The organism is Pseudophaeobacter arcticus DSM 23566 (genome assembly GCF_000473205.1).
Taxonomy (GTDB): domain Bacteria; phylum Pseudomonadota; class Alphaproteobacteria; order Rhodobacterales; family Rhodobacteraceae; genus Pseudophaeobacter; species Pseudophaeobacter arcticus.
This window is the reverse complement of the sequence record NZ_KI421507.1, coordinates 2,292,569-2,315,212: the sequence shown is the minus strand read 5'-3', so window position 1 is coordinate 2,315,212 and position 22,644 is coordinate 2,292,569. Positions and strand designations below refer to the sequence as shown.

Below are 22,644 nucleotides of genomic sequence, written 5' to 3'. Positions count from 1 at the left end.
ATTGTCTATTCCCAGATCGTCTCAAATGAGAAAGTCATCTCCCAGGCTGTCCAGGGTGACGTCGAAAAGCAGCAGGCTGTCGCCTGCGCCAAAATCGAACAATAGTCCCTTGTCGGTGTCATGCGCCTGATCCAGCAGCCTGTCGATATCGCCGTGACCAATGATATTGAGTTGGTCTTTGCCGGGGGTGAAATCTGCGACGGTATCCGAGCCGCCATTGTTCTTGAAAATAAAAACATCTTTGCCACGTCCCCCGATCAGGAAGTCATCGCCAGCCTGACCATCCAGCAGGTCTTGGCCACGGTTGCCGCTCAGCCAGTCGTCGCCCGCGCCGCCCCGCATCCGGTCGCCGCCGCGGCCCCCAAACATCATGTCGTCCCCATGGTCGCCCCACAGCGTGTCGCCGCCAGACCCACCTTCCAGCCGGTCGTCCCCAGCCTTGCCAGCCAATAGATCCCTGCCGCCATGTCCGCGCAGCAGGTTGTCCAAATCATTGCCGATAATCCGGTCGTTACCCCTGGCGCCATAGGCGTTTTCAATCTCGCAACCGAAGGTTATAACCACGTCATGATCCGCATCAAAGGACGAGAAGGCCCCTTGTCGCAGATCCAGCGTCACTGCGGTTGTGCGACCCGTTGCATCCAGGGCGTCTATGCCGCCACTGTCCCAGATACTGTCCACGGTGTTGGTGCGGCAGCCTGTGTAGCGGGTATCGTTTTCATTATTGACCGCAGCCCCCCAGATATCTTGCAGGGCAAGCACATCAAACAGCATAAGCGCATCGCTGTGCTCTCCGTTCATGGGGTTGGCCCGGTAGGACATCAGGGAATAGAGATTGTTTTCGTATTGGCTCGGCAGGGGGGTATCGGCTTCAAATGTATGGCGCAGCCCCATGGCGTGTCCCAACTCATGCAGCAGCAGGTCGGTATAGCTCTCAGAGGACAGGTCCAATGTTGCGTCATAGGCAACAAAGCCATCCCACTGGGTAATGTTCTCGCCTTGGTAGCGAATGCTATAGCCTCCGCTGCCTATGGTCGCGCCGGGAAGGCTGACGGCCGCCACATTCAAATCCGGATCACTGGTGCGTTTGGTTTGAACAAAGTCGACGTTGAGGTAGCTTTCAATATGCTCCAGAGCCGCCTCAAAGCTGGCTTTTTCTGCCGTCCTCATGCGGCGCCATCCGTCATAGTCTGCTGATGTGGGAAGGTCATCGGGCTCACTTCCGCCGGCATATTGGTAAGTGATCTTGATCGGGGCGCTGTCCGTGGTGTTGAGCGGATTGCTGATGTGGAACCGCTCGTATTGCATGGCCTCGATGATTTCGTCACGACTTAACATTGCTCTGCCCGAATTTGATTGAGTCGAGCTCGATACTGCAGCCACAGCTCTGAACAAAAAGTGAACGCAATGCGGCGAAATTATGTTGCATTGGACCGATTTGGGAAACAATGCGAAATTAGCAGTTATTCAGCTATTCAGTTGGTCTATGCAAAATCTTTGCAAATTTGCCATTTATGCCTTTGGTCCAACCCGTGTCGGCGATAGGCTGTGGCAAATTCTATATGGGGATCTGTGCCATGAAAGATATTCTGTCCGAACTGGAAGACCGTCGCAACGCTGCGCGACTGGGGGGCGGTCAGCGCCGCATTGATGCGCAACACGGGCGTGGCAAGCTGACCGCGCGCGAGCGGATCGAGCTTCTGCTGGATGAGGGCAGTTTTGAAGAGTTCGACATGTTTGTGTCGCATCGCTGTACCGATTTTGGCATGGAAGAACAAAAGCCTGCGGGGGATGGTGTGATCACCGGCTGGGGCACCATTAATGGCCGTATGGTCTATCTGTTCAGTCAGGATTTTACCGTCTTTGGTGGCTCGCTGTCGGCAACCCATGCGCAAAAGATCTGCAAAATTCAGGATATGGCCATTCAGAATGGCGCGCCAATCATTGGCCTGAACGATTCTGGTGGCGCCCGGATCCAGGAAGGCGTCGACTCGCTGGCGGGCTATGCCGAGGTGTTTCAGCGCAATATCATGGCCAGCGGCGTGGTGCCGCAGATCTCGGTGATCATGGGGCCCTGTGCCGGCGGTGCGGTCTACTCGCCTGCGATGACTGATTTTATCTTTATGGTGAAAGACACCTCCTACATGTTTGTGACCGGCCCCGATGTGGTCAAAACCGTCACCAACGAAGTTGTCACCGCCGAGGAGCTGGGGGGCGCCTCTACCCATACCAAAAAGTCCTCTGTGGCTGATGGGGCCTTTGAAAACGATGTCGAGGCCCTGGCCGAGGTCCGCCGTCTGGTCGATTTCCTGCCGCTCAACAATCGCGAAAAGCCGCCGGTGCGTCCTTTCTTTGATGAGCCAGGCCGAATCGAGGACAGCCTGGATACGTTGATCCCTGCGAACCCCAATTCGCCCTACGACATGAAAGAGCTGATCGTCAAAGTGGCGGATGAGGGCGATTTCTACGAGATCCAGGAGGACTACGCCAAGAACATCATCACCGGTTTTATCCGCCTTGAGGGGCAGACGGTGGGTGTTATTGGGAACCAGCCCATGGTGTTGGCGGGCTGTCTTGATATCGACAGCTCGCGCAAGGCTGCCCGTTTTGTGCGCTTCTGCGATTGCTTTGAAATTCCAATCCTGACCCTGGTCGATGTTCCGGGCTTTCTGCCTGGCACCAGCCAGGAATATGGCGGCGTGATCAAACATGGCGCCAAGCTGCTGTTTGCCTACGGTGAAGCCACCGTGCCAAAGGTCACAGTGATCACCCGCAAAGCCTATGGTGGCGCCTATGACGTTATGGCCTCCAAACACCTGCGCGGCGATTTCAACTACGCCTGGCCCACCGCGGAAATTGCGGTGATGGGGGCCAAGGGCGCCACCGAAATCATCCATCGCGCAGATCTGGGCAATGCCGAGAAGATCGCGGCCCATACGGCAGACTATGAGGACCGTTTTGCCAATCCTTTTGTGGCGGCCGAACGCGGCTTTATCGATGAGGTGATCCAGCCCAAATCCACCCGTCGCCGGGTCAGTCGTGCCTTTGCCTCGTTGCGGGGTAAATCATTGAAGAACCCCTGGAAAAAGCACGACAATATTCCGCTCTGAGCGCGTGGTGTCGCGGGGGCTGTCTGCCCCCGCACCCCCGAAGGTATTTTTTGGAAAGATGAAAGGGAAGGCGCAGGGCGATGACTGGGCGTTGGAAAGGTCAGGTGTTCACGGTTTCAGTTGCTGGTTGCAGCGCGTTCGAAGCTGTTGGTCAGCTTGCGTTTTGTGGGTTTGGCGCGAGGTGATGCGTGGCAAGTGGCATCTCTTTCGAGACGAGGGCGTTTTGACAGTGGCGCGTCAGACACCGCCGCGCTTTGATGTGGCGGTCACGATTGTGCTGCCACTGGCGGAGCCGCTGCGATTGGCGCAGCAGATCCGCCAGGACATGTGGCGGGCGGTTCAGGCTGTGCGGGGCTTTTCGCCGGTGGTGAAGGTCGAAGCCTGGGGCGAGGGCTTGCTGGTGACGGCTGGTGGCCGTGTGGCGGGGCGGGTGCCGGGTAACTTGGCCTCTGAAATCAAGGCGGTACTGGAGGATGAGGCAAAGCGCAGTCGCTGGCTGCGGCACGCAAAGCGAGGCAGGAACCGCTTAAAGAACGCGCAATCAGACGTAAAACTGCACAAATCTACAACAGGGTTTGACAAAGAGGTCGAGACTGGACAATGATCCGCCAGAGACAATACCAGACAGCGCGCGCCAATGGCGCAGCGCCAGCAGCCCCGCCCGGAGGAGCCCAAGTTATTGGGGGGTGGGGTTGCGGATTTGGTGATTGCCTATTCCCACCTGTACAAAACGTTTTGCTTGGCGGTGCCCTGTTTCTTTTGCTTGCGGCTCAGATCCTTCAGGCCGAGGAGGCGGAGCTCGCGGGGGCCTTTGTCCCTGTGGCGGTGCCCTCGGGGCAGCAGGTGCTGTTGTCGGAAGTCTTGCTGGACGACAGCCCAGGTGCGCTTTGGGCGCGGTTCCGGTTTGTTGTCCCCGGCATTTCACGTCAGGCGCCGGAGGGGGCAGAGGTGGGTGCGGATTTCCAGAGCAGGGCTGCGGATATGGATTATCTCTGCGACTCGCTGGCGCTGGATTATCTGCGCCAGCATGATCTGTCCCCCAGCATGGTGGTGATCTCCTTTTCGGACCGGCCTGTGGAATTTGGCACCCCGGACCCCGAGGCAACCCAGTTTTTTGAAGCCTATCGTCCTGACGAAGGCCGCTGCATTTGGGAGGCTTTCTGATGTCTCTACAACATCTTGCGGCTCGCTCTTGTCATCGGCGGTGTTTTGCGGCTTTGCGGCCACAGCCCCCCGTGTGGGGTGGTTTTCGATGTGATTTTACCGGCAATCCGGCTATCCTTGGCGCGAAAGGTCACTGTACCCTTCGCAAATTGAGGTTGAGGCTGCACAGGGCATCAGGTTCTGGCGGTCTCGGAAACACATTCAGGAGACAGAAATGTCCAAGAGCATCAAGTTTATCACGCTGGCAGGTCTGCTGGCGATGGTTACCGCCTGTGGTAGCCGTGAAGAAGAGTTCGTTGTGGTTGAGCCCGAGCCCATCTCGGTTGAGCCAACATACACCGGCAAATACAAGTAACGACACATGGGGTCCGGCCCTGTGGCCGGCCCCAGCCGTCCCTCGGGGTGCCGGATCGGAGGCACCATCATGCTAAAGCACCGAGGGTTCCCTGGCCGTTTGCCAGGAACAGATTTTCAATTTATCGTCCGTCGCCCCAATCCCAAGGGGGTAACCGAACTGACCAGACGCGAACGGTTCCGGGATCGCAAACCGGCGGACCGACGCGCTGATGCCGCCTTTATGCAGGCATTGTTGCAGCACTTTGGCGACCAGCCCTTTGAACGGGGTAATCTGGATGCCGGTCGGTTGAGCTGGCTTTTTGGCCGCGAAGTTCTCCCCGCAGAAGACCCTTTTGACCCGGCCTCTTACGAGGCTTTGCTGGTTCTTGATGTGGAGCTGGCACAGCGGACTTTCCCGGATGCATTTGAAGGTAAGGATCTGTGATGATTGGGGCAAAGCCGCGCGCAGATGACCAGGGAGGGCAGGGCATGGATCCTGTCGCTGCTGGTCGGGGTGCGGGCTTTGCCCTTTTGTCTGAGCGGTTGCTTGGCTGGGGAATGGATGCTGATGTCGCGCGCGGTAGCGGGGCGACGGCGAAAGCCCGCCGAGAGGTTGCGGCCTTTGGGCGCGCGGCTGCTCATTTTGCCGGGTTGCACGATGCCCTCTTGCCCGATGGGTTGGTAGCTGGTTCTTGGTGGCGAGAGCAGATCTCTCCACAAAAAGGAGTTATAATACTATGCGGGCAATCCTTTACACATCTGCGCTGGGGCTTTTCACGGCCCTGTCTGCCTGTGGCGACACCACGGGCGAACAAGTCGCCTTTGGCGCCGGTGCGGGGGCCGTCGGATCGGCTTTGCTGGGGGGGCATTTGCTCACCGGGGCTGCGGTCGGCACAGCGGCCAATCTTATCTATTGCAAGGAAAACCCCGGCCGTTGCTAGGGCGACTACTGCATCTGTTTCACTGATCTGTCAGCCCGTTCGGGCGACAGCAGCTATTCACGCAAACGCCGCAGGCGAGCCAAGAGCTCGCCTGCGGCGTTTTGCATTCCGGCATACAAAAGAACAAGGGACTGCCAATGTTTGAAAAGATCCTGATCGCGAATCGGGGCGAGATCGCCTGCCGTGTTATCAAGACTGCCCGCAAGATGGGTATCAAAACTGTTGCCATCTATTCGGATGCAGATAAGCAGGCCCTGCACGTGCAAATGGCCGATGAGTCGGTGCATATCGGCCCGCCTCCTGCCAACCAGTCCTACATTGTCATCGACAAGGTGATGGAGGCGATCCGCGCAACCGGTGCCCAGGCGGTTCATCCCGGCTATGGCTTCCTGTCGGAAAACTCCAAATTTGCTGAGGCCCTGGCGGCCGAGGGCGTTGCCTTTGTCGGCCCCCCCGTTGGTGCCATCGAGAAAATGGGTGACAAGATCACCTCAAAGAAGATCGCGCAGGAAGCCGGTGTTTCCACCGTTCCCGGCCACATGGGCCTGATCGAAGACGCCGAGGAGGCTGTAAAGATCTCGCGCGAGATCGGCTATCCGGTGATGCTCAAGGCCTCTGCTGGCGGCGGCGGCAAGGGCATGCGGATTGCCTGGAACGACGAAGAGGCCCGCGAAGGGTTTCAGTCTTCCAAGAACGAGGCGGCAAGTTCCTTTGGCGATGACCGGATATTTATCGAGAAATTTGTAACGCAACCGCGCCATATCGAAATTCAGGTGCTCTGCGATGCCCATGGCAATGGCATCTACCTGGGCGAGCGGGAATGTTCGATCCAGCGTCGCCAGCAAAAGGTTGTGGAAGAGGCGCCAAGCCCCTTTCTGGATGAAGCCACCCGCAAAGCCATGGGCGAACAGGCTGTCGCCCTGGCGCAGGCGGTGGACTATGCCTCTGCCGGGACCGTGGAATTTATCGTGGACGGCGATAAGAACTTCTACTTCCTTGAAATGAACACAAGGTTGCAGGTGGAACACCCGGTGACCGAGCTGATCACCGGCGTCGATCTGGTGGAACAGATGATCCGGGTCGCCAATGGCGAGCCGCTCACAATCACGCAAGACGATGTGCAGCTGAACGGCTGGGCGATTGAAAACCGGCTTTATGCCGAAGACCCCTATCGGGGCTTCCTGCCCTCGATTGGCCGCCTGACCCGCTACCGTCCCCCAGCTGAGCTGTCGGGTGGCCCGCTGCTGGACAATGGCAAATGGCAGGGGGATGCGCCTGCGGGCGCGGGCATCGCGGTGCGCAATGATACCGGCGTCTATGAGGGCGGCGAAATCTCGATGTATTATGACCCGATGATCGCCAAACTTTGCACCTGGGCGCCCACCCGCGATCAGGCAATCGAGGCCATGCGCAATGCCCTGGACGGGTTTGAGGTCGAAGGCATCGGTCACAACCTGCCTTTCCTGTCGGCGGTGATGGATCACCCGATCTTTATTGAGGGCGCCATGACCACCGCCTTTATCGAAGAACAGTATCCCGAAGGCTTTGTTGGTGTTGACCTGCCTGCAGAGGCGCTGCGCCGGATTGCGGCCTCGGCGGCTGCGATGCACCGGGTTGCCGAAATTCGCCGCACACGGGTGTCGGGCCGGATGGACAATCACGAACGCCGCGTTGGCTCCGACTGGGTTGTCTCCCTGCAGGGGCAGAGCTTCCCGGTCAGCATTGAGGCCGACCAACTGGGGGCCACGGTCACCTTCCAGGATGGCGGCAGCATGCGCATCGCCAGCGATTGGACACCGGGTGATCAGCTGGCGACAATTGATGTCGATGGCGCCCCGCTGGTTTTGAAAGTGGGCAAGATTTCTGGTGGATTCCGCATTCGGTCGCGGGGGGCCGATCTCAAGGTGCATGTGCGCACGCCGCGTCAGGCCGAACTGGCCGAACTGATGCCGGAAAAGGTGGCGCCGGATACCTCGAAACTGCTGCTCTGCCCGATGCCGGGGCTGATCGTGAAGATTAATGTCGAAGTTGGCGATGAGGTCCAGGAAGGTCAGACCCTGTGTTCGGTCGAGGCGATGAAGATGGAAAACATCCTGCGCGCCGAGAGGAAGGGCGTGATTGCCAAGATCAACGCCAGCGCAGGCGACAGCCTGGCGGTTGACGAGGTGATCATGGAATTTGAGGAGTGATCACCGGGGCAGGCATAAGCTGGATTTCACGGGCGGGGCAGGGTGCTCTGGCCGCGAAATCTGGGTGTCAGCTGCGACCTTTTGGTCGCGCTGAGCCTGCCTCTGTCTCGTGCCGTGCAGCTTTATGCACCAAATCTTCAGACCTCTGTGCGAGACCAACCCCATTGGGGTCTTGCGAGGTGGCACATGTTTCGACTGGCAGTAACTTTGATTTCGACACTGGTTCTTCTGCCCGGCTGCGCGCTGGACAAGGAAGAGGAGCTGCGTGCTCAACTCTCCGAATGGGTTACTCTGGGCGATACCTACTACTTCGAATCCAATGGCACCTGCACGGCGGCGGTGTTTCACACCGAAAGCCCGCGCATCTCCTCGCTTTTGGGCACTGCGCGCTCGGTGGACACTGGTCTCAAGATGCTGGCAGAGGGGCAGCCGGTGGTTTTCAAGGTTGGCGGCAAATCCCCCAATGCGCTGGTCGAGGCGATCATGTCGCGCGATCTGCCGCATGGGATCAGCGTGCTCAACTCCGGCCTGGCCGGGATCAACTGCATGAGCGAGCTGGTCAAATCCATCTACCATCAGGCGATCATGAACCCGACATCGCGCATGGCCTTTATTCCCGAAGGGGACGGTATCATGATTGTGGATGGACAGGCCAAGGCGGTCATCTATGTGCGGAGCAACGGCTAACCTATAGGCTAGGTGCGCAAATTTTCGCGCTGCAACGGGATAAATCTCAGTTCTCGCGCCGGTCTTCGACTTCTTGTAAACGATCCTGGAACTTGTCGATGCTGCGCGACAGCTCGCGTACCGTCCAGGGATGTGGTTTGCGCAGCTTCACACCACCGTCCTTGCCCACCAGAACCAACATGAACCCACGCGGGCGTAACTGCTTGCGCAGAGCTGAGGCAGGTTTGGGGGTGGTATCGGTCAGAACCACGACATCGCGCTCCAACAAGGCCTCCGCCTCGCTGGTCAATCGGGCCATCTGTTCTTTGAACCGGGGGTCCTCTGGGCTGTCGGCAAAGACAACAATTGGGCGCTTGTGCCACAGAAAACTGGCCAGATCGGCCTCTTCTCCGGGTTGGACAAGCATGGGGGGCTCTGGCTCTGAGCCTTGGGCTGACACCGCCGGGGCAAATGGAAGAAAACTCGACAAAACAAGGGCTAGGATTGGTTTCATAATCTCTCCTGTTGGCCTCAATATATGCGCATGGCGCATAAATGCGATGGTCAATCGGTCTGTTTTTAGAAAAAAATTCATGCCTGTTAATCGCTTTGAGAGGGTCTGTGGGCGATGATGACGCAGACTCCCTTTTCAGGGGTACGAAACGTGCCTACTGTCCAAAGAATTGGAAATGCGATGCAAACCTGTCTTCATCTTGGGGCACACCGCTGTGCCACGACCTCTTTTCAGGAATACCTGCGCCAGAATGCGGCGGAGCTCGAACTGCAGGGGGTTGGATTCTGGGGACCGCGCCGCACCCGCAACGGGTTGTTTCACGGCGTTTTACCAACGGTCTCGGTGGTCAATTCTCAGGCGCTGGCAAAACGGGCGCAGGGGCGGATCAGGATGAACCTGAACCACAGCCGCGAGCGCGGCATTCAGCATCTGATTGTCAGTGATGAAAACCTCATTGGCAGCACCCGCACCAATCTGCGTCTCGGTGATCTCTATAGTGGCGTCGGAGAGCGGATGGCACGCTACGCCGAAGCCTTTGATGGGCAGATCTCTTATGTGGCGCTTAATATTCGCAGCCTGGAAAGTTACTGGACCTCGGCCTTGACCTATGCGGTTACCCGTGGTCACCGCGTCCCGTCGTATTTGCAATTGCAGAACCTGGCCGAGAGCAGCCGCAGCTGGCGTGATGTGATTGCCGATATTGCCTGCGCCATGCCCGGGGTTGAGATCAAAGTCCTGCCATTCGAGATCTTTGGCGGCCGCCCTGAATTGCAACTGGAGCTGCTGAGCAATTGTGACGCCCCCCGCAGCTATGCACGGGTACGTCTCAACGCCTCTTTGCGGCTGGAAGATCTGCGGGCCCATCTGCTGACAAATGCGGCCCAGGATCTGCCCGCAGGAGAGGGGCGCTGGCGCCCCTTTGACGAGACACAATGCGCCATGCTGCGCGAGAATTATGCTGATGATCTGATGTGGCTGACTGCCGGCGCCGATGGGCTGGCGCAGCTGCTCCAGGATCCAGAACACCAGGTGGCGGGACTAAACCTGCCCCAAACAGATGTGACAAGAGGAAGACCCAATGACAAGCAAGACAGACGATTGGCGGGCTCTGGCTGAAAAAGAGCTCCGTGGCCGCCCACTCGAAGACCTGACCTGGAAGACGCTCGAAGGTATCGAGGTCAAGCCACTCTATACCGCTGAAGACACCGCAGATCTGCCGCATATGGGCACGCTGCCTGGCTTTGGTCCTTTCACCCGCGGCGTCAAGGCCACCATGTATGCAGGACGTCCCTGGACCATCCGGCAATATGCGGGCTTTTCCACTGCCGAAGAATCCAACGCCTTTTACCGCCGCAACCTTGCTGCCGGTCAGCAGGGTGTCTCTGTGGCCTTTGATCTGGCGACCCACCGGGGCTATGACAGCGATCACGAACGTGTGGTCGGGGACGTCGGCAAGGCCGGCGTGGCCATCGATTCCGTTGAGGACATGAAGATCCTGTTTGACGGTATTCCGCTCGACAAGGTCTCGGTCTCGATGACCATGAATGGCGCAGTGATCCCAATTCTGGCGAGCTTTATCGTTGCGGGCGAAGAGCAGGGCCATGACAAAGCGCTGCTGGCAGGCACCATTCAGAACGATATTCTGAAGGAATTCATGGTGCGCAACACCTATGTTTATCCGCCTGAACCTTCGATGAAGATCATCTCGGATATCATTGAATACACATCCAATGAGATGCCCAAGTTCAACTCGATCTCGATTTCCGGCTATCACATGCAGGAAGCCGGCGCCAATCTGGTGCAGGAGCTGGCCTATACTCTGGCCGATGGTCGCGAATATGTTCGCGCCGCCACCGAGGCGGGGATGGATGTCGATACGTTTGCCGGTCGCCTCAGCTTCTTCTTTGCCATCGGCACCAATTTCTTTATGGAAATTGCCAAGTTGCGGGCGGCGCGCACCCTGTGGCATCGCGTCATGACCGAATTTGACGCCAAGTCTGACCGTTCAAAAATGCTGCGCACCCATTGCCAGACCTCGGGCGTGTCCCTGCAGGAACAAGACCCCTATAACAACGTGATCCGCACCGCCTATGAGGCGATGTCGGCGGTTCTGGGGGGCACGCAATCGCTGCACACCAATGCGCTGGACGAAGCCATCGCACTGCCCACCGAGTTCTCGGCGCGTATTGCCCGTAACACCCAGCTGGTGCTGCAGGAAGAAACCGGTGTCACCAATGTGGTCGACCCGCTGGCCGGATCCTACTACGTCGAAAGCCTGACAAACGAGCTGATCGACAAGGCCTGGGCGCTGATGTCGGAGGTCGAGGAAATGGGCGGTATGACCAAGGCCGTGGCCTCGGGTATGCCGAAACTGCGCATCGAGGAAAGCGCCGCGCGGCGTCAGGCGATGATCGACCGCGGCGAAGAGGTGATTGTTGGCGTCAACAAATACCGCAAGGAAAAAGAAGACCCGATCGACATCCTGGATGTGGACAATGTCGCGGTCCGTGAAAGCCAGATTGCCCGTCTGGAGAAGATGCGTGCCGAGCGTGACGAGGCGGCCTGTCAGGCGGCTTTGGATGAGTTGACCAATCGGGCCAAGAATGGTGGAAACCTGCTGGAGGCTGCCGTCGAGGCAGCGCGGATGCGGGCCTCAGTTGGAGAAATCAGCATGGCGATGGAGAAAGAATTTGGTCGTCACCGCGCCGAAGTGAAAACTCTGGCGGGTGTCTATGGTGCGGCTTATGAAGGCGACGAAGGCTTTGCCGCGATCCAGAAAAGCATCGAAACCTTTGCCGAAGAAGAAGGGCGCCGACCTCGTCTTTTGGTGGTCAAGATGGGCCAGGACGGCCATGACCGGGGCGCCAAAGTGATCGCCACAGCCTTTGCTGATATCGGTTTTGACGTGGATGTAGGCCCGTTGTTCCAGACACCCGCAGAGGCCGCGCAGGATGCCATCGACAATGATGTGCATGTGATTGGCATTTCCAGCCAGGCCGCCGGCCACAAGACCCTGGCGCCGCAATTGGTGCAGGAGTTGAAAGCCCAGGGCGCCGAGGATATTTTGGTTATTTGCGGCGGGGTTATTCCGCAGCAGGATTACCAGTATCTCTATGACAATGGCGTCAAGGCGATCTTTGGCCCCGGCACCAATATCCCCGAGGCCGCGCAGGATGTTCTGAAACTGATCCGCGCAGCGCGCAGCTGACAGGGGTAGGTTTCAATCCAGTCAAAGCGGCTGGATATGCCGACTATCCTGGTCATCAAATTTATGGGCGTGGGGGATCCTGCGCCCATTTGCGTTCCGAGGTTTTGCAACACGCAACAGCTATGGTCTGCGGCTGCTGGGGGGGGTTACGCGTAGAAGTCGATGGCGGGTTGCGAATTGTCATACCCGGCCTCTTCCAAGGCCGCCAAAACGGTCTCTCCTAAACTCAATGCATCTTCACTGGTTGCATCATAGTCCTCAACGGTGGCGGCGATCAGCTCGACAATATCGTCGTCAACAGTTGCGATCCCCTGCCTTTCCTGAGGCGGCAAAGGACGTTCCGGTGCCACGGGTCCGTTTGAGCCAGTCCGCGCGCCCAGGTCGTTTACGTCTCTGCCAGAGTCCGCCAGGGCAGAGTCGAGATTTTTCCCGTTGCCCTGACCCTGTTCTTTGATCTGGATGATCATTGTACGGGCATTGGCGTCCAACAGCCTGTTGGGCTCGAAACTGGACAGAAAGGCTGCGAGCTTTTCCGCTTGCTCACCATTCATCTTTGTCGATTTCCTATTCAGGCTCGACAGTAGTTCCTGGCTCATTGCGCCTTGGATCAGCATCAGGTGACCTCCTCGACCTCGTTCACAAATTACCACGTCCCCTGACGTGTTTTAGGCACGGACAAAGAAGAGGGCGCTCCATGATCTCACCATGATCTGATGCCCCCACCATGCCCAAAGCCCCCTTAATTTCATGGTGTGCAGATCAGATTTCAAGCGCTGGCAGTACCTTATGGTTTCCAGAGTATGAAGATCTGCCAACGGCGGCAGCCTGAGCTTTGCGCTTGAATGTCACATAGGGCCGGCTAGGGTGTGGCCAAAATAGGAGAGCATGATGGAACTGGATCATCTGGCCGTCGCGGGCGCAACTCTGGAAGAGGCGCGGAGTCATGTGGAAGACGCGCTTGGGGTCGCCCTGCAGCCGGGCGGACAGCATGCGATGTTTGGCACCCACAATTCCCTGCTTGGGCTGGCGGATGGGCTCTATCTCGAAGCCATCGCCATTGATCCGACGGCCACCCCCCAGCGGCGGCCCTGTTGGTTTGATCTCGACCGGTTCTCCGGCTCGCCCCGGATCAGCAACTGGATTTGCCGCTGCACCGATCTGCCCGCGCAACTGGCCAATCTGCCCAAGGGGGCAGGGGCGCCGGTCTCGCTGACGCGGGGGGAATTGAAGTGGGATATGGCGGTGCCGGCGGACGGTATCCTACCCTATGACAATATGTTCCCGGCGCTGATTGAATGGCACTCGGCCCATCCGGCACCAGCGCTGCAACAGCAGGGCTGCCGGCTTCACCACCTGGTGATTTCCCACCCCAAGGCAGGCTCTCTGCAGGCGGCGGTGCCAATGTCTGATCCGCGGATCAGTTTTGAAGTTGGCCCCGTGGGGTTTGAGGCGGAGTTCGACACACCACATGGTCGCCGCATGTTGCGCTAAATATGGGCGGCATCGGCAGTGATTTGCCACTTCGCCGGTGATTTATGTCTGTACCGGGCGGGCAGCACTGACATCAGGTGGGTTTAACGCTAGGGTTTTGATATGTCGCTTTGGGCCAGAATATCAGATGCGCTGTCTGCGCTTGGGAAGGGTGAAAGCCTTGCGGACGTCTTTGACCGTCTGCGAACCCCGCCAGAGCGGTCGGTGGCCTTTGCCATTGCGGTGGTTGCTCTGGGTGCCAAAATGGCCAAGGCAGACGGCCAGGTCACTCGGGATGAGGTCACCGCTTTTCGCGAAGTGTTCCAGATTGCCCAAGCCGATGAGGCCGGTGCGGCACGGGTCTTTGATATGGCCCGGACAGATATCGCCGGATATCAGGACTATGCGGCCCGTATCCAACGGATGTTTGCCGCAGACAGCAGCACGCTGTGCGATCTGATGGAGGGCCTGTTTCATATCGCCATGGCGGATGGCTTCTATCATCCCGGTGAAAACGAGTTTCTGGAGGATGTGAGCCGGATCTTTGGCCAGACGCCAGAGCAGTTTCAGGCGCTCAGGGCGCGGTTTGTCCCGGATGCGCCCAAGGACCCCTATACGGTGCTTGGGGTGCCTGCGGATATGCCGCGCGAGGAGATCCGCAAACATTGGCGCAAACTGGTGCGTGACACCCACCCGGACGCAATGATCGGGCGCGGCGTGCCGGAAGAGGCGGTCCGACTGGCAGAAAAACGCATGATTGATATCAACCGGGCCTGGGATCAGATCAATGGATGCGAAAAACATGCGCCTGGTCACCTATAATATCGAATGGTTCGCGCATCTGTTTGACGATGCGGATAACTTGATGCTCGATGGTAAACCCTCTGGGCGCTATGGCGTGGATCGCTACACCCAGGGCCGGGGAATTGCCCATGTGCTGCAACGCCTGGATGCGGATGCGGTGATGGTTGTCGAGGCGCCAAACACCGGGCGAAAACAGCGCTGTACCAGGGCGTTGGAACGCTTTGCGGCAGAGGCAGGTCTGCGCACCAACATTGCCGTTTCCGGCTTTGCCACAGAGACCCATCAAGAGATTGCACTGCTTTATGATCCAACTGTGCTGACCGTCGAGGTCGATCCCCAGTCCAGCCAAGAGACGCCAGGCTTTGACAAGAGCTTTCTTATTGATCTGGATGTGGATGACCGGATGGACCGGGTCCGGTTTTCCAAGCCACCGCTAGAGCTGCGGGTCAGTACCAAAGAGGGCGTGGCTCTGCGTTTGATCGGTGCGCACCTGAAATCAAAGGCCCCGCATGGGGCTGATAACGCCAAAGACGTGGTGCGGCTTGCCATTGCCAACCGGCGCAAGCAGCTGGCGCAGGCGATCTGGCTGCACCGGCGTGTCACAGACCACATTGAGGCCGGCGAACATGTGATTGTCATGGGGGATCTCAATGACGGGCCGGGGCTGGACGAATATGAACGCCTGTTTGGAAAATCCTCGGTTGAGATTGTCATGGGTAGCGAGCTGACCGATCCTCATGCGCAGCGCCTGCTGAAACCACGCGAGACCGTGCTGCCTTCGACCTCGCGGTTTTATAACCCAGAGACCAAGAGCTATCTTCGCGCTCTTCTTGATTATATCATGATCTCCCACGGGTTGGAGGCCTATGCGCCGCGCTGGCGCATCTGGCACCCGTTTGAGGATGCCGAATGTTATGACAACATTCCCCTGCGGGAGGCGCTCTTGGCGGCGTCGGATCATTTTCCGGTCTCGCTGGACCTTGAGCTGACTTAAAATCCTACACAGAGAGACTATATTGACCACATGAAACATATTCTCGCCCCCGCCCTTATTGCCGGTTCTGTTGCCTGTTCCCTGATGGCTTTCCCCCTTGTTGCGCAGACAAATGAACCCCAAGACAGTGAGCCCCAAGACAGGCAGCCCCAAGACAGGCAGGATGGCTCCAGCCTGATGGAGCGCGGGGCTGAGCTATTCTGGAAAGGGCTGCGCGAAGAAATGGCGCCCTCCCTGCAAGAGCTGGAAGGGCTGATGTCCCAGATTGGGCCTTCAATGCAGAGCTTCCTGGCGGAAATGGGGCCGGCACTGGCTGAAATCGCTGACAAGGTTGAAGACTGGAGCCGCTATGAGGCGCCCGAAATCTTACCCAATGGCGATATCATTATCCGCCGCAAACCAGATGAACCAGAGGTCGAGACACCTGAAGGCGGGGCCTCTGAGGGGGCGGGCGACGGATCCACAGATCTGTGATTCCCCCTACATGCCACCGCTCCAAAAGGAGAGCTGGCGCGTGGCCACGTCATCTGGCCCTACTTGGTGATTTTGACGCTAAGCTCGGCCTCCAATGCCTCGGCCAGGGATTTTAGACGGCTCTCGGCCACCTCGCCATACAAATCTTCCGAGGCACCGGGGAGCTCCAAACAGAGATGACGTTTGCGGGGTTGCCATTTCAATGTGCCGATGTCGCCATCCTCGCTGACCATCAGCATGGCGCCAAAACGCATGGCCTTGCCCAGGATCTCCGCTTCCTTTTGGCCCTTTTCGTCCAAGAGATCATAAAGATACTCAAAGGCGGTGCCCTGTCTCTTGTTGCGGTAGCGATGCAGCAGGGCCAGGCCCAGAAAGATCCGTTCGGAATGTTTCAAGCCGCCAAGATTGGCGCGGGTTGCGTTGTCAAAACAGACTTCGGCGCGATAGTCCGGGTGGGCGCGCCAGCTGACATCATGCAGCAGGCAGGCCGCCTTGATCAGGCGTTTCTGGGTTTGCGGCCCAGAGCTGAACAGGGGGGTGACAAATTCATAAAGGGTTTTGCCAAATCCGGGCAGACGCGCGTCTTTTGACTCGGCAAAGCGGCAGGATTCCACCAGCGGATCCCGGTTACGCAGCCGCTGCGGCATCTGCTCATAGAGCAGGCCCTCGCGAATGCCGTAGCTGGAAATTGCTATATCCTTGGGCTTGAAGGTTTTGACCAATCGCGACAGCACGTCGATCGCATAGGGGATCAGCACCATCCGGGCACTGGAGATGCCACAGGCGGCGCGCAGCTCTTCGATGTCGTTGGTATCGATATATTTCAGGGTTTCACGGACATCCCGCGCGGTCATGCGGTATTCGTGCAAAACCCGTAACGGATAGCCACGCCGCAACATGTCAACGCGGGCAATGGCACGCCAGCTGCCGCCGACCAGAAACAGCCGGTCAGTCTGCTGGCCCATTTCGGCGCTCAGTTCCTTCATGACCGACGATATATGTGCCTTGCGCCCGCGGCGCCCGCCTTTGATATCGCGCAGCTTGAGCGGCCCCAGTGATGAGCTCACGCGTTTGCCAACCTCACCGTCATGGATTTCGGCCAGCTCCATCGAGGAGCCGCCAATATCACAGACCAGCCCATAAGACCCAGGCCAGCCCAGCAAGACACCCTGAGCTGAAAGCCGGGCCTCTTCGCGCCCATCAATGACCCATATCTTTAACCCGGTTTCCCGCAGAACTTCCGCACAGAAGTCCGGACCATCCTCGGCGTCGCGCACGGCGGCTGTGGCCACCACCGACAGCCCCGGCAGCCCCATGCCTTGGGCCAGGTGCTGGAACCGGCGCAGCGCTGCCAGCGCCCTGACGCGTCCCTTGGGGTTCAGCTTGCCCGTTTCCGACAGGCCTGCGCCCAGGGCACACATGATTTTTTCGTTGTAGAAATAGGCCGGGCTGCGCGCGGCGCCGTCAAAGATCACCATACGAACCGAGTTGGAGCCGACGTCAACAACACCAACACGCGACAGGGCGCGGGCGCTGGGGTCTTCAAAAACGGGGCGACCAAAAGGGCCCCAATCAGGGGTGGGGCGGTCCTTGTCTGCGGTCATAGTCGCCTCATAAATTCTGCGGTACAGCGTCACGATGGGCCAAGCCCGGAGTCTGGTCAATCGCCGCTATATGCGACATTTTTGGTTACTTGTAGCAGATCAATTGGACGTTCTTGTGACATCAGCCTGACCGCTAGTGGCCGCGACAGAGTGCGCCCTTCGGAAAGGGCCATGCTATCAAGTTGGTTCACGATGACAGCGGCGGCTGCAAAGGAGCGATCCATATGTGCCACCAGATAGGGAATGACATCAGGTTTTGGCGTTACCTGCCTGTCGTTAAACAGTTTTGCCAGAACCACAGCGAGCAGCGCATCATCTGGGGCTTGCAGCTCTGCATGGGTAGCGGCCTGCACCCGGCTTTGCAGATCTGCAAGTGACAGCTGCCAAAGATTTGGGGCGGCTCGCCCGGTCAGCATCAGCGCATGACCATTGGACAGAACCAGATTGTGCAGGTGGAACAGGGCATTCTGGGTGTCGCGATTGCCAGCGATGGCGGGGACATCTTCCACCACCACCGGAGCCTGCGCCAGGTCTGGCACCTGGTCTTCTTGCAGGTCGCCGGCCTGCAGGATCTTGGCACCGGTCTGGCTGGCCCAGACATGGGCGAGATGGGTCTTGCCAGAGCCGGCAGGCCCGGTCAGGACCAGTTTGCCGCTGGGCCAGTGAAACGAAGGATCCAACAGTGCCACGGCCATGGCATTGGAGGGGGCGACAAAAAAATCGTCCCGCCCCAGAGCCGTCTTGGCGGGCAAATCAAAGCTGAGTTGCTGGGCCATATCAGGACTCGTCTTTCTGCTGCAGTGCCGGGTGTTCCAGGCCCTGGTACAATCGGCTGTCGAGATACTGCTCAACCAGGAAACGCGCAACCACCCCAAGCGCGGCGGCCAGAGGGACGGCAACAAGCATGCCAACAAAGCCAAAGAGGGCGCCAAATACCGACAAAGCCAGCAACAGCCAGACCGGGTGCAATCCGACGGAGTTCCCCACCAGCTTGGGGGTGAGATAGTTGCCTTCGATCACCTGACCAAAGGCAAAGATTGCGCCGACGATGCCAATCGACCACCAGTCGCCCCAGAACTGGAACAGGGCCAGCCCAATGGCCAATGCGCCACCAATCAGCGCACCAAGGTAGGGAATGAAGGTGACCATCCCGGCAATGAAGCCCACCGCCAGCCCAAAGTTGAGGCCAACAATCATCAACGTGATGGCATAGTAGCTGCCCAGGATCAGGCAGACGGTGCCCATGCCCCGAATGAAGGAGGCCAGAACCGCGTCGATCTGCGCCATCAGGCGGCGGATGACCGGGGCGTGATCGCGCGGCAGCAGCTCGTCCACACGGGCAATCATCCGGTCCCAGTCGAGCAGCAGATAGACGGCAACCACTGGAACAATGATAAACAATACCAATACATTAAGAAGCGAAGCTGCGGATCCGGCGATGCCCTCAACCAGTTCAATTCCTTTGCCCTGCAATGTGCCAACAATTGAGGCAATGGTCTGTTGCGCCCGGCTGCCTTCGGTAAAGAGCGAGGGGAAATGGGTCTGCGCAAAGGCCCGCAGATCCCGAAAGGCCTTGGGCAGGGTTTCGGTGAGGTCAATCATCTGGTTGATCAGCGTCGGAACCACGATGAGCAAAGCCAGCAAAAAGACCAGCATCGAGAGCACCACAATCACCGCCGTGGAAGCCGCGCGACTTAACCCCATGGTTTCCAACCGATCGGCAATAGGGTCAATCAGATAGGCAATGGCCGCACCCAGCACAAATGGCAGTAAGACATCGCCCAGAGACCACATCACAACGGAAAAAATCAGGGCGGCAATGCCCCAGTATTTAAATTGCTTTTTTGCCGGAAGGGCCATGACTGCACTGCCTTTTTGCGGACTGATCCATGTGATCCTTGCCCAGTCATCGCCCAAGGCTGCTCCCCTTGCAAGGGGAGCGCGCGTCTCTGGTTCTGATCTTAGCTGTTTTTTGCGCCGAATGTCATGCTCGGGCGCTCACCCCTGCGGACGGCGCCGTGACCTCTGTTATCCGGTAGCGGGCCGGGCAGGGCCGCGATGGGCCGGATCAGTGTATCCTGACGCCTTGACGCTTCAGCTCTGCCTGCAGAGCGGTGATCTCAACCGCATCCAGCGCGCAGTCTGATTTGACCGACAGGGCAGCAGCAATGCCTGCGCCTTGCCCCGCAACCGCACAACAGGCCATGTTGCGGGTGGCGGCATGGGCGATTTTATCGCCGCCAATGGCGCGGCCGGTAACCAGCAGGCTTTTGATTCCCTTTGGCAACATGGCGCGATAGGGGATCTGCATATAGCGCCCGGTGGTGGGCAGGATCAGCACCCCATAACCATCAATGAATTCGGGATATATCCCGATGCTATCGTCAAAGCGGCCCTGATTGCGGGTCTCATCTTCGGTGATGTTGTGGTGCGCGTCGATCTTGCGGGTATCGCGAATGCCGATTGTCATGCCAAAATTGCGCAGCCGCGCCGCCTCGCAGCCCGGTGTGTAGGCGTTCAGCGCCCGTATCGCCAACATGGCCTGTTTGCGGCCTTCGATCTCGCCACGGGTCATGCTGTCGGGATCGGTGCCGTCAACGCCTGCCAGATGCACCAGGTTCATATAGGTCATTTCGCCACTGTCATGCACCGCGCCCCAGGTGCCGCCAATGGTGTTGAGATGCGCGGGGATCACCCCGTCGCGGATCGCCTGTCCAAAGGGTTTGGCCAAAAAGGGAGAATACATCTTGTCTTCCTTGCCGGAGGTCTCCACCTGCCATTCGCCGGTGGACCAATCGGCATAGGTCTGCGGATCGGCCTTGACGCCCTCCAGGAATTTTTGCTTGTCGACACCGGCGATGTGGAACATGACGCTGGCCGCCTGCATTTGCTCTGCCGGGGTTTTGATCGTGGGGGCACCCATCATATGGGCAATGTCAGCATCGCCGGTGGCGTCGATGACCCGTTTGGCCAGCACCGCTTCGCGGCCTGCCTTGCTTTCGACGATGATGCCGGTGATGCGGCTGCCTTCCCGGATCGGTGCCACAAAGACCCGGTGCAGCATGGGGTGGATCCCGGCCTCTTCTACCAGCTTGTCCGCCACAAGCTTGAAGCCCTCGCTGTCCAGCTCATAGGAAAGGGACTGGCTTTCGGGCACGGCGGCGCCCATGGCTTTGGCGCGATCTTCGAATTCCCCGCCGATACCGCCGGCCTCAACCGTTTGCTCATGGCGGTACCAGGCAAAGCCCTCCACGCCGACGGTGGTGATATTGCCGCCAAAGCAGCCAAACCGGTCCAGCAGAGTCACTGCGACGCCAGCCCGCGCAGCGGCCAATGCCGCCGCCAGCCCACCGGGGCCAGACCCCACCACGAGCACTTCGGTTTCATGGATCACCGGTATCTCACGGGCTGGTTCAAGAATGGTATTGTTCAAGTCTTTCTCCTCAAAGACAGCAAGGCAGCTCCGGGCTGACCGGAAGGTTTCCGCTAACAGAGCTATTCTTGTATGACCGTTCAAGTTATTTTTGCGGTGTGAGGATGAAAAAGCGACACGCGGGCACGGGAAGCTCGCCAAAAGCTCCCGGGCGTGGCGATGGAATTGCCAGGCGGACAGCGCTTTCGTACCTCTGCCCTTGCTCGTCTCCGTCACAGCCACTAAACCGGGCGGGATCACGAATATACGAACCACATCAGCTCTGGAGCCATCATGCGCCTGTCCCGCTATTTCCTGCCTGTTCTGAAAGAGAACCCCTCCGAGGCCCAGATTGTCAGCCACCGCTACATGTTGCGGGCCGGGATGATCAAGCAATCCTCTGCCGGGATTTACTCCTGGTTGCCGCTTGGCTTCCGTGTGCTGAAAAAGATCGAGGGCATTGTGCATGAAGAGCAGATGCGCGCCGGTCACATTCCGATGCTGATGCCGACGATCCAATCGGCAGATCTGTGGCAAGAGTCGGGGCGCTATGATGACTATGGCGCCGAAATGTTGCGCATCAGCGACCGTCATGGCCGCGATATGCTCTATGGTCCCACCAATGAAGAGCTGATCACCGATATCTTCCGTGCCCATGTCAGCTCCTACAAGGATCTGCCGCTGACCGCCTATCACATCCAGTGGAAATTCCGCGATGAGATCCGTCCGCGCTTTGGCGTGATGCGGGGGCGCGAATTCTACATGAAGGACGGCTATAACTTCGACCTCACCAAGGAAGACGCGCTGCACGCCTATAACCGTCATCTGGTCAGCTACCTGCGCACCTATGAGCGCATGGGCCTGCAAGCGATCCCGATGCGTGCGGATGGTGGCCCGATTGGTGGCGACTACACCCATGAGTTCCTGGTGTTGGCAGAAACCGGCGAGAGCGAGGTCTTTTATGACAGCGCCGTCACCGATCTGAGTTTTGGCGACCGCGCAATCGACTATGACAATGTTGAGCAGTGTCAGGGCGTGCTGGAGGAATTCACCTCAAAATATGCCCGCACAGATGAGACCCACGACGAGGCCCTGTTCAACGAGGTGCCGGAAGAGCGCCGCCGGGTGGCCCGCGGCATCGAGGTTGGCCAGATCTTTTATTTTGGCACCAAATACTCCGAAGCCATGGGCGCAACCGTGCAGGGGCCAGATGGCAAACCTACCCCGGTTCACATGGGCTCGCATGGCATTGGTGTGTCGCGTCTGTTGGGCGCCATCATCGAAGCCAGCCATGATGACAAGGGCATCATCTGGCCCGAAGGCGTGACGCCGTTCCACTGTGGTATCGTCAATCTGAAGCAGGGTGACGACGAGGCCGACGCGGCCTGTAACCAGCTTTATGCGGCGCTGACGGCCCTGGGCCTGGAGCCGCTTTATGATGATCGCAAGGAACGCGCTGGCGGCAAGTTTGCCACCATGGATCTGATTGGCCTGCCCTGGCGCATCACTGTTGGCCCGCGTGGTCTGAAAAACGGTGTGGTTGAACTGACCTCGCGCCGCAGCGGCGAAAGCGAAGAGCTGAGCCCGGAAGAGGCGGTGAAAAAGATCGCAGCGATCTATGCGTCGCACCCGTCTGGCCGTGGGTTCTGATCAGGGCCCGGAGCCTGGCACAGAAGTGAGCCCGGAACCTCGATCTGATCGACGGGATTGAACAACAGATGAGGGGGCAACCATCCGGTTTGCCCCCTCATTCTTTTC

22 protein-coding genes are annotated in these 22,644 nt (G+C 58.6%); 15 read left to right on the top strand and 7 right to left on the bottom strand.

Going from position 1 to position 22,644, the window contains the following annotated elements; translation table 11 throughout:
- Window positions 1-21: 21 nt before the first annotated feature.
- A complete protein-coding gene (locus ARCT_RS0115345; protein WP_027240856.1) occupies window positions 22-1,338 on the bottom strand; it encodes a M10 family metallopeptidase C-terminal domain-containing protein in 1,317 nt (438 codons plus the stop codon).
- Between the two features lie 239 nt (window positions 1,339-1,577).
- On the opposite strand from ARCT_RS0115345, the gene ARCT_RS0115340 reads away from it, so the two are divergent.
- The 8 genes from ARCT_RS0115340 (at window position 1,578) to ARCT_RS0115305 (ending at window position 8,427) form a co-directional block, all read left to right on the top strand.
- Entirely contained in the window at window positions 1,578-3,110 is a 1,533-nt protein-coding gene (locus tag ARCT_RS0115340; RefSeq protein ID WP_027240855.1) for an acyl-CoA carboxylase subunit beta, read from the top strand.
- Between the two features lie 184 nt (window positions 3,111-3,294).
- Window positions 3,295-3,714 carry a hypothetical protein gene (locus ARCT_RS0115335; protein ID WP_027240854.1) on the top strand — a complete coding sequence of 140 codons (420 nt, stop codon included), beginning with the start codon at window positions 3,295-3,297 and terminating at the stop codon, window positions 3,712-3,714.
- A 131-nt stretch (window positions 3,715-3,845) separates the two neighbouring features.
- Window positions 3,846-4,274: a DUF6497 family protein gene (locus ARCT_RS0115330; protein WP_240476325.1), complete on the top strand. Its 429-nt coding sequence runs from the start codon at window positions 3,846-3,848 to the stop codon at window positions 4,272-4,274.
- A 214-nt stretch (window positions 4,275-4,488) separates the two neighbouring features.
- Window positions 4,489-4,629 (top strand): hypothetical protein, encoded by a 141-nt coding sequence (locus tag ARCT_RS28410; protein WP_169731218.1) that lies wholly within the window; start codon window positions 4,489-4,491, stop codon window positions 4,627-4,629.
- Between the two features lie 69 nt (window positions 4,630-4,698).
- Window positions 4,699-5,055, top strand: a complete 357-nt coding sequence (locus ARCT_RS0115320) for a hypothetical protein (RefSeq protein WP_027240852.1) — start codon at window positions 4,699-4,701, stop codon at window positions 5,053-5,055.
- 292 nt (window positions 5,056-5,347) lie between these two features.
- The gene (locus tag ARCT_RS0115315) at window positions 5,348-5,551 is read left to right on the top strand and encodes a hypothetical protein (protein ID WP_009811818.1); all 204 of its coding nucleotides are present in this window, start codon (window positions 5,348-5,350) and stop codon (window positions 5,549-5,551) included.
- 137 nt (window positions 5,552-5,688) lie between these two features.
- The gene (locus ARCT_RS0115310; RefSeq protein WP_027240851.1) at window positions 5,689-7,740 is read left to right on the top strand and encodes an acetyl-CoA carboxylase biotin carboxylase subunit; all 2,052 of its coding nucleotides are present in this window, start codon (window positions 5,689-5,691) and stop codon (window positions 7,738-7,740) included.
- Between the two features lie 186 nt (window positions 7,741-7,926).
- Window positions 7,927-8,427: a hypothetical protein gene (locus ARCT_RS0115305; RefSeq protein WP_027240850.1), complete on the top strand. Its 501-nt coding sequence runs from the start codon at window positions 7,927-7,929 to the stop codon at window positions 8,425-8,427.
- Between the two features lie 46 nt (window positions 8,428-8,473).
- Here ARCT_RS0115305 and ARCT_RS0115300 read toward each other — a convergent pair whose 3' ends face one another.
- Window positions 8,474-8,920 carry a DUF4174 domain-containing protein gene (locus ARCT_RS0115300; protein ID WP_027240849.1) on the bottom strand — a complete coding sequence of 149 codons (447 nt, stop codon included), beginning with the start codon at window positions 8,918-8,920 and terminating at the stop codon, window positions 8,474-8,476.
- Between the two features lie 180 nt (window positions 8,921-9,100).
- Here ARCT_RS0115300 and ARCT_RS0115295 point away from each other — a divergent pair, with 180 nt between their 5' ends.
- Window positions 9,101-10,036, top strand: a complete 936-nt coding sequence (locus ARCT_RS0115295; protein WP_027240848.1) for a hypothetical protein — start codon at window positions 9,101-9,103, stop codon at window positions 10,034-10,036.
- Window positions 9,999-12,128, top strand: coding sequence for a methylmalonyl-CoA mutase (gene scpA, locus ARCT_RS0115290; RefSeq protein ID WP_027240847.1), 2,130 nt, complete (start codon window positions 9,999-10,001; stop codon window positions 12,126-12,128). Before ARCT_RS0115295 ends, scpA begins: the two co-directional genes overlap by 38 nt.
- A gap of 146 nt (window positions 12,129-12,274) precedes the next feature.
- Here scpA and ARCT_RS0115285 read toward each other — a convergent pair whose 3' ends face one another.
- Entirely contained in the window at window positions 12,275-12,742 is a 468-nt protein-coding gene (locus tag ARCT_RS0115285) for a hypothetical protein (RefSeq protein WP_027240846.1), read from the bottom strand.
- Between the two features lie 274 nt (window positions 12,743-13,016).
- Between ARCT_RS0115285 and ARCT_RS0115280 the strand changes: the two genes are divergently transcribed.
- The 4 genes from ARCT_RS0115280 (at window position 13,017) to ARCT_RS0115265 (ending at window position 15,870) form a co-directional block, all read left to right on the top strand.
- Window positions 13,017-13,619 carry a VOC family protein gene (locus tag ARCT_RS0115280; protein ID WP_027240845.1) on the top strand — a complete coding sequence of 201 codons (603 nt, stop codon included), beginning with the start codon at window positions 13,017-13,019 and terminating at the stop codon, window positions 13,617-13,619.
- A gap of 102 nt (window positions 13,620-13,721) precedes the next feature.
- The gene (locus tag ARCT_RS0115275; RefSeq protein WP_027240844.1) at window positions 13,722-14,420 is read left to right on the top strand and encodes a molecular chaperone DjiA; all 699 of its coding nucleotides are present in this window, start codon (window positions 13,722-13,724) and stop codon (window positions 14,418-14,420) included.
- Entirely contained in the window at window positions 14,401-15,396 is a 996-nt protein-coding gene (locus ARCT_RS0115270) for an endonuclease/exonuclease/phosphatase family protein (RefSeq protein WP_027240843.1), read from the top strand. Before ARCT_RS0115275 ends, ARCT_RS0115270 begins: the two co-directional genes overlap by 20 nt.
- 30 nt (window positions 15,397-15,426) lie before the next feature.
- Complete coding sequence (locus tag ARCT_RS0115265; RefSeq protein WP_027240842.1) at window positions 15,427-15,870, top strand: hypothetical protein; 444 nt, start codon at window positions 15,427-15,429, stop codon at window positions 15,868-15,870.
- Window positions 15,871-15,929: 59 nt separating this feature from the next.
- Here the strand turns inward: ARCT_RS0115265 and ARCT_RS0115260 are convergent, their stop codons facing one another.
- The 4 genes from ARCT_RS0115260 to ARCT_RS0115245 all read right to left on the bottom strand — a co-directional run bounded on the left by ARCT_RS0115260 (window position 15,930) and on the right by ARCT_RS0115245 (window position 20,907).
- Window positions 15,930-17,474 (bottom strand): Ppx/GppA family phosphatase, encoded by a 1,545-nt coding sequence (locus ARCT_RS0115260; RefSeq protein WP_027240841.1) that lies wholly within the window; start codon window positions 17,472-17,474, stop codon window positions 15,930-15,932.
- 56 nt (window positions 17,475-17,530) lie between these two features.
- Window positions 17,531-18,250: a P-loop NTPase family protein gene (locus ARCT_RS0115255; RefSeq protein ID WP_027240840.1), complete on the bottom strand. Its 720-nt coding sequence runs from the start codon at window positions 18,248-18,250 to the stop codon at window positions 17,531-17,533.
- 1 nt (window position 18,251) lies between these two features.
- On the bottom strand, window positions 18,252-19,334 hold the full coding sequence (locus ARCT_RS0115250; RefSeq protein ID WP_036785939.1) for an AI-2E family transporter: 1,083 nt from the start codon (window positions 19,332-19,334) through the stop codon (window positions 18,252-18,254).
- A 208-nt stretch (window positions 19,335-19,542) separates the two neighbouring features.
- Entirely contained in the window at window positions 19,543-20,907 is a 1,365-nt protein-coding gene (locus ARCT_RS0115245; RefSeq protein WP_027240838.1) for an FAD-dependent oxidoreductase, read from the bottom strand.
- A gap of 273 nt (window positions 20,908-21,180) precedes the next feature.
- On the opposite strand from ARCT_RS0115245, the gene proS reads away from it, so the two are divergent.
- The gene (gene proS / locus ARCT_RS0115240) at window positions 21,181-22,536 is read left to right on the top strand and encodes a proline--tRNA ligase (RefSeq protein ID WP_027240837.1); all 1,356 of its coding nucleotides are present in this window, start codon (window positions 21,181-21,183) and stop codon (window positions 22,534-22,536) included.
- The last annotated feature ends 108 nt before the right edge of the window (window positions 22,537-22,644 follow it).